Genomic DNA, 15,573 nt, shown 5'->3' on the forward strand with positions numbered 1-15,573 from the left:
GATACACCTTTTAGATTTTCGAATGATGACTACTTCAAGTTTTCAATAACTTGTTTCATCTTTTTCTGAACTTCTCCAGCTATAGGTCCCAAAGATTCATTTTTTACAGAACTCATGGAGGCAATAGGATCTACGGCAGATACTTCAATATCTCCATTGTCATGTTCCTCAACAATGACATTACAGGGAAGAAAGACTCCAATTTTGTCTTCACTTACTAATGCCTGATGGGCAAAATGCGGGTTACATGCTCCCAAGATGCGGTACTTTTTAAAATCAACATCTATTTTCTTTTTTAAAGTGGCTTGCACATCAATTTCTGTAAGAACCCCAAAGCCTTCTTTTTTTAGTTCGGAAGTAACAAGATCTAGTGCTTCTTCAAAAGAAATTCCATTTAGGGTGGTATTGAAATAGTAACTCATGGTTGTTGAATTTATAATACTTAAAGTTACTAAATTTTATTTCCAAAGTTGCTTTAAGGTACAGTAAATTTATGAGGTTTTAAACGCAAATAAAATGGTGTTAGGTACATTAAAATCCTGTTTTCTATATGGTGAATTGAGACCATGCATCAACACCATTTTTAAGCTATTTCTTAGGTTTATAAGAACAAATGGATTTTTATTGAAATCAGATTAAGGTAATAGAAGGATATTTTGCTTTGATAAACATATAAATACCGTAACCTATTAAACCAACAGAAATAACACCTAATACTAAAGCGCCAAATTGACTTTCAATAAAGCTGAATGCATCTGTTTGGGTACTTACCGAACTGCTAGAATTTAAGCCAGATTTGATAGTCAAAAAAGCCATCAACCCAAACACAAGCCCCCTAGCTGTATGACCAAATCGTCCTGCATTTATCAATATTTTTTGTTGATTTTTACTTAAGTCACTTTCCCTAATCTCGTTTCTATATTTTCCAGAATAGGCTCTATACAAATCATAGATGGCTTTTATGGCAAATCCTATTCCAACCATTATGGCAATAAGGTTGCCATAAGATCCTGAAAAAAAATTTTGAGTTAATGACGAACTGCTGGAACCAATAAATCCATAGATGGCGAGTTTAAAAGCGTAGAAGGCTAAACCTCCATAGGCCAAACCACTTATAAAGTAAGCAATGCGTGTCGCATAGCCCTTAAAATCGCTTGTTATATTACTGGGATTTTTAAAAACTTGGTAGAACCTCCAAAACAAATATCCAAGCAAACCTAAGCCCATTAGAATGAGTAATACTTGTCCAAAAGGTTGTTTTGCTAGGAATTGTAATGCTCCGGTACTTCCCGCCTTTTCACCACCATTGCTAAAAGCTGCTAAACCCGTAAGTATACCTATAATACAATATACTGTGCCTTTGGCTGCCATTCCGAATCTGGCAAAGTTTTTTTTATGTGAGCCCATACTCTTTTAATCCTTATCTAAGTGGTTTGTTTCGTATAATTTTAAGGGCTAATTTCATTTGGATTGACCATATTAATTATGAGTTACGTTATGTTTTTTAAAGCAATTCAATCTTTCCAAACCGTTCCAAATAACTTATCTACCTTTCATTACGTAATATATGTATTTTCATCTACGTGAGCTACTGTGATATGGGGCTTATTCTTTTTTAACTGTTATTCAAATTTTTACTCCTATTAAATTTCTTATCAACCAAAGGGCGAAAAAGTAATGGCGCCAAATTCCCAATTGGTTGCAAAACCAATAAAAGCAAGAAGCAAGATGAAGGCTTGGAGAATCATTAGAATAAAGAACAAAAGAATTCTGAGGATTATTCCCCAACGGGAATAATCTGGAGCAAAGGCATTGTAATACCCGTAGGCAATGTAGCATAATACCAATAAGGGAGTGCCATAGTTGATGCTGGTTGCAATCACTTGACTTTTAGTAAATAGATACAAAAAGAATAGCAAATTGCCCATGGTAGATATGAGTAACATCCCTAGTAATATCATACCGGCAATAATAAAGTGCTCACTTAAGTTCAAGGATTTTCTTTTGAATAACAGTAAACTGTTGATGGCGGCAAATGGAACGAACAGAAATACAATCAATTTTCTTTTTTCTGAAATCATGCGATCCAATCTCTTACTGGCCTCGTCTTGTAATGCAGTGTCATTTATAACGTCACCTTGAGCCATGGCCAACTGCTCATAAAAATGGCGCAGGAACAAAATCAACCCAAATAAAAACAAGCCAAAAAGGAACAGATTGTAATACCGCCTGCGTTTCCCGTAAATATATTCCAAAGCAGCTTTTCCAGGACGAAGTAGGGCCTGTTTTGCTGTAAACACCATGCCTTTTTCTATACTAAAAGTGCCGTGGAGGATATCATTAAATACAAAGTTCTTAAAGGAAATGCGACGTGTATCTGCTTTTTGTCCGCAACCAGCACAAAATTCACCTACTAATTCTTTATTACAATTAAGGCAGTGGCTGGTGGTCATGTATGAAAGTTTGGGTTAAGTGGTTTTGAACCAAGCTTTTGCTTTAAATATACTGTTTAAATTGAAAAATGAGCACACAGAATTCTAGAGGCTTCTAATAATTTGTCTTAAGGAACAGCCTCCAAATCATTCTAATTTTAAGGTTCCTTTTTCACAAAATACTTTATGTAGATAATTATCAAGATTGGAACAAGAACCAAGCCACTAATAAAATTTAATAAGGAAGCCCAATCGGTCAATTCATTTCCGCTTTTAGAAACCAAGATCAATTCGCCCAAAGGCCCTTTTGAAAATAGGGTGTTGTAAATGACATTCCATCCTAAGTGAAGGCCGAAAGGTAGCATCATGGATTTTGTTTTAGAAAAAGCCCATGCCCAAGCGTATCCCATTATTCCGGTTCCAATAAAAACTAAAATCATAGCCATAACATTCCCCAAAACACCATATGAGAACCAATGATAAACCCCAAAAGCAATAGCAGAAATAAGAATGCCTTTTGATGGACCAATTTTTTGGATGAGTATATATAACAAAGCTCCCCTAAAAATAAGTTCTTCGGTAAAGACAGATTTAAAATCCCACCAAAGGGACTTCAATATTATGGCACTTGTAATATTATCATTTAGAATCCAAGTGGATGATTTTAGATGAGCCTCTAAATACTGAACTGCAACACAAAGGATTCCAGTAATTAAAAATCCTAAAAAGAATTGTTTCAATCTTTTGGGTGTAGGGAGGATTCCTAAAACTGAAAGAGTCTTGTTTTCAATGAAGTATAATAGCAACCACGAAATAGCAATTGCAACTAAAATTCCTATCATTTCTTAGTTGGTTTTAAATTAGGTTCATGGACCTTATTATTGGTTTGATTGCTAAGTTAAGGAATAACAAGTTGTTTTTGAGGTTGTTGAGTCGATGTTTATTTAAGAAGTGAATTAAAAATAACGAATTGTAGCGCAAGATTTCACTTAAAATCACCCATTAAATCATCATATTTAAATTCATAATTCAACAAGCGCCTCAGTTTCGTGCTATCAATTATTTTGTATTCATTTTTCGAATTTTCATTAAAGGAGATGGAGGAACGTCCTACTTTCTTTGATTCTTTAAGGTAAAACTCACGTCTTTTGGGGTGATTGGCGGAACAGGCATTCAGGGCTTCATTCCAAAGGTCTTTTAAAATGATTTGCTTGATGATTTCGATGCAATCGTCTCTATGAATAAAATTAATATACCCTTCTGGATTGTCAACCGCTTTGTTTGGTTTAATGAAATTTCCTGGTTTTCTGTTATAACCAAACAATCCGCCAAACCTTAAAATGGTTGTTTTGAATGAGGTGTTGGTCATAAGTAATTTTTCAATTTCAACAAGAGCACTCTCAGTGGTGGGTGTTTCTTCAGTGACAATACCGTTAGTAAATGGATATACAGAAGTGGAACTGATAAATAGGACTTTTTGAACCTTGTGGTGTTGTATTTTATCAATAAGCTTCTTAATATCCTGAATGTTCTTAGAGGTCATAGAAATGATTAAGACATCAGAATTTAAAAAATCCTGAATGTCCAGATTGGCTGAGCCTATGTCAATAAGAAATGGTTTAACGCCATTTTCAGAAAGTGTTCTGATTTTATCTTTTGAGGTCGTGGAGCCATACACCTCATATCCTTTTTCAATGAGATCAATAGCTAAGGCTAACCCTAGCCAACCACATCCTAATATGCTGATTTTTTGGTTCAATTTTTTTGGTTTGTGAGGTGATAACAAAGTTATCAAATAAAAATAGGTCTTAGATTGGTGGAATGATTATCCGAATGAAAATCTAGAAGTAATGAATCACATATATTTTATCTCAAAGCTTTAATTTTTAGTTGTTTTTTATTATTTCAAAGGTGTTCAAGTCGTAATCTGTGTGCTCATATTTTTTATAAAAAAAATGAGCATTTCTTCTTTTTATTTTAATGTAATTGAAGGTTTTAAAATTTTCTGAAAAGATGAAATGCTCATGGTACCACGAAATAGGTTCACTTATTATGATATTATCTTTAAGAAAATAGACAAGATATGTTCCCTCAAGATACTGAAATGGGTCATAGGATGGAACCAATACGCCATTTGTTAAATACCCAAGTATTCTGTGGTAGTAATGAGCATCTGTTACAAGAATTTCATCCCATTTTTCACAATAGAATATCTTATCGAAATTATAACTGGAATTAATCTTTAAATTAGAGAGATTAGAGAAATGTGTGTTAAAGGACTCTGTAATACAATTACTTGAGAGTGTGTAATTGTTATATGATTTATAAATAGTGCCTAAACCGAAATAGAGCATTGCTCCTAATATTATTTTAAATATTATTCTTTTCATCTTTATCCTTAATGGCCCATTTTTTAATCAGTTCGTTTAATGCACCAAAGCCCAATATGGAAAGTAGCATTCCAATGGGTATTCCTATTAAAGTTCGCCAAAATTCTTTCGGATCTATGCGATAATCAGGAAGGTAAGCCCAATATAAAAACCCTCCAAAAAGGATGATAAAAACAGAAATGATTAGGAATGTAGTCATATGTTAAGTTGTTACTTCTATTTGATATTCAATTGATTTTTTACTTTTGGATGCTTCATTATCATCTTTTTAAATACCTCAAAATTTTCGTAGTTATTGGGCGAATCATTGATTTGTTCATAAAAGAAGGATTTGTCCTTTTGAGGATAAATGATGATGGTTTCTCCAAATCGTAAATCAAAAAGTTTCATGTTCAAAATTAAAGTTGAATATCCATCTGGACTTGCCGAAAATACCCAATCAAATTCGTTGTTTTGCGCTTCAAAGGTTCCTTCAGCGGTTAAGTAAGGATAATTTCGAGATTCAACCAAGGTATTTTCGCTAGAGTTTTTGTCATTTGTTAAAACAAGCAATGTTAATTTATCAATTACGGTGTCACTTTCAAGGTTTTCATAGGCCCCAATTCGAACGCCTTTAAAAACCAAGTCACCAATTTCTATGATAAATGGAACACTAGAGACCGCATAATCATATACAGCCACAGGGAAAGGTGATTTGTTTAAAGGGTAACCTTTAAATATTTCAGAATAGAGGTCATAGGTTTCAATATCTTGTGCAAACAGTTTTAAATCCCATTTCGTACTGTCAAGATGTTGGCGGGATTTAAGACTTAATTTTTCAATGTCCCATTTTTTTACTTCTGGACTATCTAAAACAGCATTCGTTTTTTCTTTCTCTTGACAAGATGAAAAAGCAAATCCAAAAGCAAGCACTGTCAGTATTTTGGTTATTTTCATAAGGTTGTAAAATGGTTTTTCATGATTTCGTTGATGAGAGGTTAGGCAGAATTTGGCATGTGAATCAAGTCAAGTTAAAGGGGATGATTTTTGGTTTTTCTTATTTGTTTTAATAATTCCACAAGCAGAAAATATATAATTGTTGCATAGATGGCAATATTGAAAAGTAATCCAATAAAAAAGATAATGTCAGATGTTGGTTTTACAATTGTATTGAAAGGGAATTGAAATATGTTGGCCAAAGCTAAGATTAAAGAATTTCCCATTATTCCAAAATCTGCTGTTTCCATTTTTACTGCATCGTACAATAGTGCGGTAATGCCAGATAAAACAAATAGGATTAAATAAATTCCTATATAAATATTGAAATTGATTTTTTTTAACATTTATAGGTGTTTATTTCTCTGGTTTCTACGTATTCTAATTTTTAACCAAAGTTGCTACTTGAAATAGTGAATTTAGAATGTAACTTACATATGATGTTTTGCAAACTTATTTTAGTTAGCAGTTATTTGATCAGAGATTGTAATGCCTCCAAAATTTATCCCAAAACTAGGATTTGAGCTGAAGTTAATATAGTAGTCATTTATTTTACTGTCAAGAGTAATTTCGAAGGGATATGACCCGCCATTTGAATTCAATTTTTTTGGTTTAATTAGTATACCGTTCTCTACCTGTTCAGAGATATTCACTTCCATATTATCATTGAACCCAATCAATACAAATTCACTTTTAAACTCAGTGTCTTTTCTAAAATTATTATTTGGAGAATCGATCAAACGGAACGTGACATGATCAAAAACATACTTAGAGTTTACTTCAGTAAGTATATTTTTAAGGCTATCATTTTCAATTTTTAATAATTCAATTTCTTTCTGTAATACTATAGAGTCATCATTACAACTAACAAAAATGAAAGAGGTAATAATAAAAAGAAAAATTCTTGTCTGCATTGGTTTTAATTTTTAATCAAAGTTACCACTTGAAAAAGTTAATTAGTACGTGAGTTACACATAATGTTACTCCCCATTTTTATTTTGCTAGTAACGCTTTTATTCCTTTTGCTAGTTTATCAACGTTACCTTCTGAATTTCCAATGGAAATATATCTGATAATTCCGTTTTGGTCAATAAGGAAGCTTTTGGGAATGCCTCCGGTGGCATATTGGTCCCAAATTTCTTTTTTCGGGTCAATACCTACATTAAAGTCAACGCCGTATTTTTTCATTTTGTCCATTTTTGCTGCAACTTTCTCTTTGCTTTCTCCAATAGAGATGGCTATTAAGATAAAATCATCCTCTTTAAATGGTTCAAGTATTTTTTCAGGGAATTCTGCAAATTCCATGAGGCAAGGTGCGCACCACGTAGCCCAATAGTTTAAAAGCACTACTTTCCCTTTTAAATCTGAAAGGGATTTTTTCTGCCCATCAATCATTTCAACAGTAAAGCCAATGGCAGGGTCGTTAATGTTTAGCTTTAATTCGTTGTCTGCATTTTTTTCTTCGGGAGCAACTTTAAGGGCAGTCGTGTTTTTATTTTCGCGTTCTAATTTTTCTTTTTCTGTTAGCACTTCTACTTTGATGATAAATTCTCTATCGCCTATTTTATCTCCAAATTTTTGGGCGAGTTTGTTTCGTTCTTCCTCAGTAACTCCTTTATTCATCCCTTTAACCCATCCTTGTTGGCTTAATTCATTGAGTTTTTCTTTAGTGATAATCTCATTATTGGCAATGATGACATATTCTGGCTTCTTGATATCTTTTTCTTGAGCAAAGAGTGTAAATCCAAAAAGTATGAAGATGAGTGCAACAATTTTTTTCATGGTCGTTTTAAGGTATTTAGTTTGTTGTTTGATCTTTTTGGTAATTGTTTTTGTGATACCGCCGTTTCGGCTTAGTAAGAATTAAAGATAGGCATAGAAAGTTGATATTATAAGTTTGGGAGGATTTTCCGAGTAGGCAAGAACCAAGCAATTATTTTTACACTTTGTTGTAACACGTTTTTTATTCAACTTTCTAAAAATCGTAAATCCAAATAATTGTTATTCGGATTTGTTGAGTCAACATATAATTCAGTTTCTTTTTTAATCGCAAAGTGCATTTTTAACTTCGTAGTATCCATATCAATGTTCAATTTGTATTTAATTGAGTCATTATTGTATTGAACATCAATCAATATTACGTTATGATTAACATCAATATATTCATTCCGCGTGTTGTATCCGCCTCCAACTTCGATTTCTTGTTTATAGCTATTACAATGTATTTCTAAATTATCTAAATTGACAATAACTTTATCACCAGTTCTAATTAGGTTAGCAATTCTTTTGCTTTCTTCATCTTTTGCTTTATTAAAAAGAATTGTGGTTTTAAGCATGTAAATAAGATAAGGTAAAATCAAGACTATTCCGACCGCTATAAAATAAAAATTTGTTTCTCCTGTAGCTTTATATCTTCCTCGAGCCCCAATTCCTGCATAAATAATTATGAATCCTAAAAATGTAAGTCCAGCAAAAATCCAACTTCCAAAATCAGATAATATTTTTTTAATATTCATTTAGTTCGGTTAAATGTGTTATGCATGGTGTTGTGGATAGTTTTTATTTCAAAGGCATTCCATATGGTCCACTTTTAGAAATACTTTTTGAGAAGGACTTTTTGGTTTTCAAGTCCATTATTAAATATTCAATACCTTTTACAAACACTCGTACAATATGGTTATTCCATTCTATTTCTATATTTGCTTCAACAAGGTCTTTTATAACGGAATACTTGTTTTTATAATCACCCAATAGAGGTGGAGCAAAACCTTGATTATCATTTATATAGGTTTCGATTTCATCTTTGGTTTGAATTATGGTGCCTCTAGAACAAATAAATCCATCAAATTCAATTTCATCTTTGTTATCGGTAATATCAATAACATATGCCCAAACTGAATGAATATCACCTTGAACCAAAATGCATTTATTCAATTCATAGTCGTATTTTGATTTTAATAATACTTTTGATTCGATTATTTGTTTAACATATTTCTTATGATTCTTAAATCCGTTCTTTTCAGGGTTTTCCAAATCGATAAAATCATTTAGACTTGTGTCATAAATTTGCCAATCGTAAATTTTTGCTAATTCAATCATTTCAAAAAGCCCATTTTCACCATAGAGATTAATCATTTTTGTACCAGTCGCTTCTTGGTCACTGAAAAACTCTATCGAATAATCAATTCCTATTATTTCCCTATGGTTATTCTGAGTTTTAATTTCTGGAAATGACCTTTCAATGATATCACTAAAAAAAATTGGTTTTAGGATATTTTCATCAAAATCCAAATCAGAAGGAATCTGTTGGTTGGAATTAAATAATAATATGGCCCAACTCATTCTTTACTAGTTTATTAAAATGTATAATCTCCAGTTCTTGTCTGCTTTAAATCCGTGTTCTGGTTCCGCAATTTTTTTTACTTCTTTTCCGTTGCTTATTCGGTCAGAGTAAAATTCCGATTGCTTTGATTTAAGATAATCAAATTTGTTTTCATTCATTTCCTCATTCCAAGCAACGGTTTCACAAACTAGACATTTATTTTCTTTTACAGCGACAATTCCGCAAACTCCACAGGATTTTAAGGAGTCAATTAATTCAGCCACATATTTAAAATCAAACTCTTTAAAGGTGGATGGCACATATTGAATAAGTTCATACCACCCAATATGGTTATTATTTAAAGCGATTTGTCCATCCGATTTTTCAACAATAACTTCATTATAGTTATCAGAAAATCGTATGGTTTGTAAATCTTCCCAATTATATAATTTTGGTTTTGCTCCAAAAGGTTGATTGATGGAGAAACCGTTTTCAGTTAGGATGATTTCCGTTAATTCGGACGTCAGATTTCTGTAAAATACTTTACGCGTTAAATAACCTATCATTTTTTTTATATTAACTTCCAACAGCTTGCGCGTAGTTTTTTTGCATAAAAATCTGCTAGACATGAGCACTAATTAGGAGCAATGCATTTTGGCATTCATGAAAAAGCAATTAATCACATAGTTTAATTTCACCTAATCGAATTTTTATTTTCTTAATTGAATCAACTTTACTTTGGTATTCTTTTCTCCAATTGTCTTTATTGATTTCGTTTAGGTGCTTATTGATTACTTTGTTGTAGGATTTAATACCATTTAATTCAGGAAGACTTACAGCACATCCAAATGAGATGTTCTCAAATCCATAAGGCTTACTTATTTTATTTAAATCAGTATGGTATACAATCTGTTCTCCAACCAAGATTTTCTTCGGTTCATTATTTATAATATCAATTTTGGCGGTCAAATAGTTATATCGACTGAAAAATCCAAAATACCATAAGATTATTATGCTTGAGATTAGTATCGTAATTGATGGAATATAATTTTTCAATCTTTCTTTTGTATTATTTATGGGGTGAGCAATAGTTATTTTTAAAATATACAACAACAAGTCTTATATCAGTCATTTATCCGTTTAGTTTGTTTGGTTTTACCACAGTGCTTTGTTGTGCTTCGTTATTTTGTTTTAATCATAAATTCGTATTAGCTTTTCAACTAATTATCTCCAATTCTTTTTCTATCATATTTATTACTTCTAAGTTGTCATTTTTTACGCTTGTATGAATAGCCGAGAGCATTTTGGACATAGTTTCAATATGTTTAATAATTCCATGCAATTCGAAATCCTTTTTTAAGATTTCATAATTTCTGATATTTCTAAAGAATTGAAATTTCAATAAAGTTTCAACACTTCCTTTTATGATCAGGTCATCAGGTATATGCTCCAACATTAGAACCTGAGTTCCATAATAAGGTGAGACCTTAGATTCTAGCGCATTGTTGTAGACAATACGCTCGCTTTCCCAGGTTTTTAGATATTTATATCTGGCTTCGTATAAATCTGTGATTCGATTTCTTATGGTGTCGTTTTTGATAATATCGAGTCCTTTAGACAGTAATAGTTTATAACCATTTGATTTGTAATTGAAATGTGGATAGGTCTTAAGATAAAAGAAGAAATATCCTAAAGAATCATTATAATCCAAATCGTCTTCGAAGGCTTTTAAAAGGGAAGCACTCGAGGTAGTTTTATTTTCAAGATGCGTAATGTTACTTTCAAAATCCTCTAAATCGAAAATCAGATTATTCCTAATCTCTTTTAGGATTGTAATTTCAATTTCTCTTTTCTTATTATTTTCATTCCAATTGTTGACTTGTAATGCAATTAATATCCCGATTACCACAAGAATAATTTCTCCAATCGCATAAAGAAGATACTTATTGAACTTATTTTCAGAGAGTAGTTTTTGTCTAATTTTTCTAAAGAATTTTATCATTGGTTAATAGTTGGTCATAATGAAGCACAACATAGGGATAAACACACTAGTGTGTTTATCTTATCTTATATACACACCTTAAAAATACATAAAATTCTTACTTAACGCTACGAGTTTAATAACTGAAAAGAGTAGATCCACTACAAATCACTGATAAGATCTTCCTTTTACCTTTTCAATCACAGGTTACAATTCAGGCATTTGTTTTTACAATTGAGTCAGCTTCCTTTTTAAAAGGACTGCTTTTGTCCCAATTTTGGGGTATCAATCAAAAACTAAACAGGGCATCAATCAATTTAATGTTACCTTTAATATCCCAACAGAGATTATATGAAAAAACTTCGTAAAAATACCATCCTAGTTTTCATCATCGGTAGTGTGGTATTTGGAATAGGAAACTCCCTCTCATCAAAAGGGTTTCATTTTGAGTCTACTAAAGACCTGATGGTCAATTTCCTGTTCTATCAAGCCTATGCGTTTCTGTTGGGGTATAGTAACATGTATTACTTTGCCTTTTTGGAACGCAAACAGTGGAACAATAGCTTAAAACGCATTTTTGTTGGTATTTTCGGTTCGGTTCTTATAACCCTCTTGGGTCTATTTGTACTCAATCTTTTGACCGCAGTGTATTATGACGGTTATACGGTACGAGCTTTTTTAAGTCAAACCTCTTGGAATCAATATGCCTTTGGAGTGTGGATCACCTTGACCATCGTTATCATTTTCCATCTGGTTTATTTTTACAACCGCTACCAACAAAACAAAATCAAGGAACAAAAGGTAATTGCTGGTACGGCTAGTGCCAAGTTTGATGCACTTAAAAATCAATTAGACCCCCATTTTCTGTTCAATAGCTTAAATGTGCTGACCAGCTTGATAGAAGAAAACCCCGATGCGGCACAAAAGTTTACCACCTCACTATCTAAGGTATACCGCTATGTGTTGGAACAAAAAAATAAGGAACTGGTAGGGGTCGAAGAGGAGTTGCGGTTTGCAAAAACCTATATGTCTTTATTAAAAATGCGGTTTGAAGACAGCATCGTGTTTAGCATCCCAGATCAAGTAAGCGACCCAGAAAGCAAAGTAGTGCCCCTATCGTTGCAATTGTTGCTTGAAAATGCCGTAAAACACAATATGGTAAACAATAAGCATCCGTTGCACATCAAGATTTATGAAGATAATGGGTATTTGGTGGTAGAGAACAACCTGCAACCCAAACAAATAGTAGGTAAAAGCAGCGGCGTGGGACTGAGTAATATCAAGCAGCGTTACCAACTTTTAACAGATAAACAAGTAAACATCAATCAACAAGCAAACTGGTTTGCCGTGGCAATCCCTATGCTTACAAAACAAGTATCAATCATGGAAACAATCAATTTTGACCAAAACGGTTCTTATGAAAGAGCCAAAAAGAAAGTAGAAGAAATCAAAGGATTTTACAGCAATGTGTTTTCTTACCTCATTGTAATACCCTTTCTTATTTTTATCAATTACAGAACCTCTTGGGAGTTTAAATGGTTTTGGTTCCCACTTTTAGGTTGGGGTATTGGTATTGCATTTCATGCCTTTGGGGTGTATGGTTTTGGAAAATCCTGGGAAGAACGTAAAATCCAACAGATTTTGGATGAAGAAGAACGCAAACAAAGCAAATGGAGCTAATCATGGAAACTAAATTTGAAAAACAACGCCGAATTGATCGAGCCAAAAGACAGGTAAAACGCATCAAGGGTTTTTATACGCATCTGTTGGTGTATGTGGTAATCAATATTTTTATTTTGGTAGTCAATTTTTCTAGGACAGGCCTAGGAGAAAACACCTTTCAGTGGGAGAATTTCAGTACGTTGATATTTTGGGGAATCGCCTTATTGATACATGCAGCTTCTGTGTTTATGCCAAACATTATTTTTGGCACCGAATGGGAAGATCGCATGATCAAAAAGTATATGGACAAGGAAAAACAGGGCTGGAAATAAAACACTTACCAAAAGAATTTTAAAATACTATGATGCAAGTAATAATTATTGAAGATGAAAAGCCATCGGCCAGAAGGTTGCAGCGTATGCTGGAAAAACTGGACATGCAGGTTCATACCATGTTACATTCGGTAGAGGAATCTATCGCTTGGTTTCAAAATAATACGCACCCAGATTTGATTTTCTTAGACATTCAGCTTAGTGATGGTCTGTCGTTTGAAATCTTTGAGGCATTAGATATCAAGTCTTCCATCATTTTTACAACGGCTTATGATGAATATGCTCTAAAAGCCTTTAAGCTGAATAGTATTGATTATTTGCTGAAGCCGATAGATGAAGAAGAGTTGGAAGCGGCCGTAAAAAAATACCAGACTATGGCTCCCAAACCATCTGTGACGCTCAACTTTGATGATATCAAGCAGCTTTTGGTCAATCCGATAGAACGGGAGTACAAAAAGCGTTTCTCGGTAAAAATTGGTCAACATATCAAGCTGGTGAATGTCGAAGATATTGAATGCATTTACAGTGAGAACAAGGGCACTTATTTACACACCGTAGATGGCAGGAATTATTTAATAGACCCAACCTTAGAGGAACTGGAGGTCGAATTGCCTCCCAATCAATTTTTTAGGGTGAATCGTACGTTTTATGTCCAAATCAATGCCATCAAAGACATCATAAGTTATACCAATTCCAGACTTCAAATTAAATTGCAAAGCTATCAGGAGCAGGAGGTGATTGTGGCTAGGGAACGGGTTAAGAATTTTAAGGATTGGTTGCAGTGATTTTCGGTTAAATCTCATTTTAAGGGTGTTTATCAAAAAAGTTTTGCAAGTTGATTTAATAATAGTAGCTTTATTTTAAACAACTTGAAAATGAAACAAATAACTACCCTGCTACTATCGCTTTTTATGTTACAATCCTTCGCCCAAGATTGGAACATGTATCCTTACGAACCTGTTGGGCAAATTGCTTTTCCTTTGGATGAAGGTCGTCATGATGGCGAGGAAGTGGAGTGGTGGTACACCTCTGGCTTTTTTGAAGGCGCTACTTCTGGTACCTCATACAGTTATATGGTTAGCTATTTCTACTATCCCGCGGCTGGCTTTGATGGATTTCGAATACTGAATATCACTAATTTGGACACTGGTACTTTTTACAAAGATGTTCTACCAGTCACTTATACAACCATGTCAACGACTTCTTTGGACATAGAAGCAGCCATATTTTTAGGTGGTACCGAAACTTGGTCCAATGCGTTGGACGGTTCCAACAATCCCATACCTTTTGAGTATGACTTGAGTACGGGAGCTAGTTTTGGTGATTTAACCCTGAATATGGATGTGACTAAAAGACCACTTTTGGTTGGTGATGATGGCTTTGTAGACCAAGGTTTGGATCGATATTCCTATTATTATTCCTTTACTGGAGTGTCTTTATCTGGATCGTTATCCTTAAACGGCACCACCGAAGCTATTACTGGAACCGGATGGTTGGATAGGCAATACGGAAATTTCAATCCTTATTCCAGTGAAGATTACGAATGGTTCAGCTTGCAATTGTCTAATGGCATGGATATCAACCTTTGGAATATTTTTACAGCAGAGAGCAGCATTCCTGATGCGCCGGAATATAGTATTCTTTCAGCTTATGTAAGTGAAGATAACCAATACACAACCGCTGATCTAAGCATTGAAAGGGAAGCGTTTTTCTGTACCACCGAAGATGGAGAGGAAAAATGCTATTCCAAACAATGGCACTTAACATCCGCTATCAATGATGTCGATCTAGTGATGACTGCTCAATATGAAGATTCTGAAATGCAATTGCCTTTCCGTTTTTATGAAGGGGCCACAACCATAGAAGGGACTGTCAATGGGGTAGAAGTGACAGGAATCGGCTTTGCAGAACTATTACACGGTTATGAACATCCAGAGGTTGCCATAACCACACCTACAACTGTTTTTGAAACGGGTTCTCCTATAACTTGGGAGTTAAATAACCCTGATGATGGTAGACCAATTTATTATGACCTTTCCTACAGTGTGGATGATCAAGTAAGCTTTTTACCTTTGGTAGAGAATAGTACAGAATTATCTTATTTATGGGAAAGCCCAAGCATTAGTGAAGATGATGTCTTATACTTTAAATTGTTTGCTTATTCGGTGGATGGTACTTTAAACAATGAAATTATTGCAGGTCCTTTTACTGTCAATTTGTTGTCTATGGATGAGGTATCTTTTTCTGAAGTTAAAACCTATCCAAACCCGGTTCAGGATACTTATTATGTGCAATTTCCAAATGTTGTAGATGGAACCTGGCAATTGTTTGATATCAATGGCAGAAGCGTATCAAGTGATGCTTTTCAGGGGGTTTCTATGCAACAAATTCCCGTTGCAAGTTTATCCAAAGGCGTTTATTTCCTGAAAGTAGAAGTAGATTCTAAGACTTGGATGAAAAAACTGGTTAAACTGTAGCA

20 protein-coding genes are annotated in these 15,573 nt (G+C 33.6%); 4 read left to right on the forward strand and 16 right to left on the reverse strand.

Annotated elements, in window-relative coordinates; all coding sequences use genetic code 11:
* Positions 1-29 precede the first annotated feature (29 nt).
* The 16 genes from GZ212_RS11645 to GZ212_RS11720 form a co-directional block, all read right to left on the reverse strand.
* On the reverse strand, positions 30-422 hold the full coding sequence (locus GZ212_RS11645; RefSeq protein ID WP_053971720.1) for a DUF302 domain-containing protein: 393 nt from the start codon (positions 420-422) through the stop codon (positions 30-32).
* A gap of 208 nt (positions 423-630) precedes the next feature.
* The gene (locus tag GZ212_RS11650; protein WP_166960381.1) at positions 631-1,407 is read right to left on the reverse strand and encodes a DUF1206 domain-containing protein; all 777 of its coding nucleotides are present in this window, start codon (positions 1,405-1,407) and stop codon (positions 631-633) included.
* Positions 1,408-1,655: 248 nt separating this feature from the next.
* The gene (locus GZ212_RS11655) at positions 1,656-2,453 is read right to left on the reverse strand and encodes a DUF3667 domain-containing protein (RefSeq protein WP_166960384.1); all 798 of its coding nucleotides are present in this window, start codon (positions 2,451-2,453) and stop codon (positions 1,656-1,658) included.
* A 137-nt stretch (positions 2,454-2,590) separates the two neighbouring features.
* The gene (locus GZ212_RS11660) at positions 2,591-3,274 is read right to left on the reverse strand and encodes a CPBP family intramembrane glutamic endopeptidase (protein ID WP_166960388.1); all 684 of its coding nucleotides are present in this window, start codon (positions 3,272-3,274) and stop codon (positions 2,591-2,593) included.
* 143 nt (positions 3,275-3,417) lie between these two features.
* Positions 3,418-4,191 carry an NAD(P)-binding domain-containing protein gene (locus GZ212_RS11665; RefSeq protein ID WP_166960391.1) on the reverse strand — a complete coding sequence of 258 codons (774 nt, stop codon included), beginning with the start codon at positions 4,189-4,191 and terminating at the stop codon, positions 3,418-3,420.
* A gap of 127 nt (positions 4,192-4,318) precedes the next feature.
* Entirely contained in the window at positions 4,319-4,822 is a 504-nt protein-coding gene (locus GZ212_RS11670; RefSeq protein ID WP_166960393.1) for a hypothetical protein, read from the reverse strand.
* Positions 4,803-5,021: a hypothetical protein gene (locus tag GZ212_RS11675; RefSeq protein ID WP_166960396.1), complete on the reverse strand. Its 219-nt coding sequence runs from the start codon at positions 5,019-5,021 to the stop codon at positions 4,803-4,805. Before GZ212_RS11675 ends, GZ212_RS11670 begins: the two co-directional genes overlap by 20 nt.
* Before the next feature lie 17 nt (positions 5,022-5,038).
* Complete coding sequence (locus GZ212_RS11680; protein ID WP_166960399.1) at positions 5,039-5,758, reverse strand: hypothetical protein; 720 nt, start codon at positions 5,756-5,758, stop codon at positions 5,039-5,041.
* A 74-nt stretch (positions 5,759-5,832) separates the two neighbouring features.
* Complete coding sequence (locus tag GZ212_RS11685; protein ID WP_166960402.1) at positions 5,833-6,144, reverse strand: hypothetical protein; 312 nt, start codon at positions 6,142-6,144, stop codon at positions 5,833-5,835.
* Between the two features lie 111 nt (positions 6,145-6,255).
* Entirely contained in the window at positions 6,256-6,711 is a 456-nt protein-coding gene (locus tag GZ212_RS11690) for a hypothetical protein (RefSeq protein ID WP_166960404.1), read from the reverse strand.
* 79 nt (positions 6,712-6,790) lie between these two features.
* Entirely contained in the window at positions 6,791-7,579 is a 789-nt protein-coding gene (locus tag GZ212_RS11695; RefSeq protein ID WP_166960407.1) for a TlpA disulfide reductase family protein, read from the reverse strand.
* A gap of 185 nt (positions 7,580-7,764) precedes the next feature.
* Positions 7,765-8,313, reverse strand: a complete 549-nt coding sequence (locus GZ212_RS11700) for a hypothetical protein (protein WP_166960410.1) — start codon at positions 8,311-8,313, stop codon at positions 7,765-7,767.
* Between the two features lie 43 nt (positions 8,314-8,356).
* Positions 8,357-9,139 carry a hypothetical protein gene (locus tag GZ212_RS16145; protein WP_240923810.1) on the reverse strand — a complete coding sequence of 261 codons (783 nt, stop codon included), beginning with the start codon at positions 9,137-9,139 and terminating at the stop codon, positions 8,357-8,359.
* A 6-nt stretch (positions 9,140-9,145) separates the two neighbouring features.
* On the reverse strand, positions 9,146-9,685 hold the full coding sequence (locus GZ212_RS11710) for a hypothetical protein (RefSeq protein ID WP_166960413.1): 540 nt from the start codon (positions 9,683-9,685) through the stop codon (positions 9,146-9,148).
* A 109-nt stretch (positions 9,686-9,794) separates the two neighbouring features.
* Positions 9,795-10,088 carry a hypothetical protein gene (locus GZ212_RS11715; protein ID WP_166960416.1) on the reverse strand — a complete coding sequence of 98 codons (294 nt, stop codon included), beginning with the start codon at positions 10,086-10,088 and terminating at the stop codon, positions 9,795-9,797.
* A 247-nt stretch (positions 10,089-10,335) separates the two neighbouring features.
* On the reverse strand, positions 10,336-11,121 hold the full coding sequence (locus GZ212_RS11720; RefSeq protein ID WP_166959955.1) for a DUF6090 family protein: 786 nt from the start codon (positions 11,119-11,121) through the stop codon (positions 10,336-10,338).
* A 330-nt stretch (positions 11,122-11,451) separates the two neighbouring features.
* Between GZ212_RS11720 and GZ212_RS11725 the strand changes: the two genes are divergently transcribed.
* From GZ212_RS11725 to GZ212_RS11740, 4 genes are all read left to right on the forward strand, one after another.
* Complete coding sequence (locus tag GZ212_RS11725; RefSeq protein WP_166960419.1) at positions 11,452-12,780, forward strand: 2TM domain-containing protein; 1,329 nt, start codon at positions 11,452-11,454, stop codon at positions 12,778-12,780.
* A gap of 2 nt (positions 12,781-12,782) precedes the next feature.
* The gene (locus GZ212_RS11730; protein ID WP_053972122.1) at positions 12,783-13,094 is read left to right on the forward strand and encodes a 2TM domain-containing protein; all 312 of its coding nucleotides are present in this window, start codon (positions 12,783-12,785) and stop codon (positions 13,092-13,094) included.
* Positions 13,095-13,126: 32 nt separating this feature from the next.
* The gene (locus GZ212_RS11735; RefSeq protein WP_166960783.1) at positions 13,127-13,879 is read left to right on the forward strand and encodes a LytTR family DNA-binding domain-containing protein; all 753 of its coding nucleotides are present in this window, start codon (positions 13,127-13,129) and stop codon (positions 13,877-13,879) included.
* 90 nt (positions 13,880-13,969) lie between these two features.
* On the forward strand, positions 13,970-15,571 hold the full coding sequence (locus GZ212_RS11740) for a lipocalin-like domain-containing protein (protein WP_166960422.1): 1,602 nt from the start codon (positions 13,970-13,972) through the stop codon (positions 15,569-15,571).
* The last annotated feature ends 2 nt before the right edge of the window (positions 15,572-15,573 follow it).

Origin of the sequence: Mangrovimonas sp. CR14 (assembly GCF_011764015.1) — a bacterium.
GTDB lineage: Bacteria > Bacteroidota > Bacteroidia > Flavobacteriales > Flavobacteriaceae > Mangrovimonas > Mangrovimonas futianensis.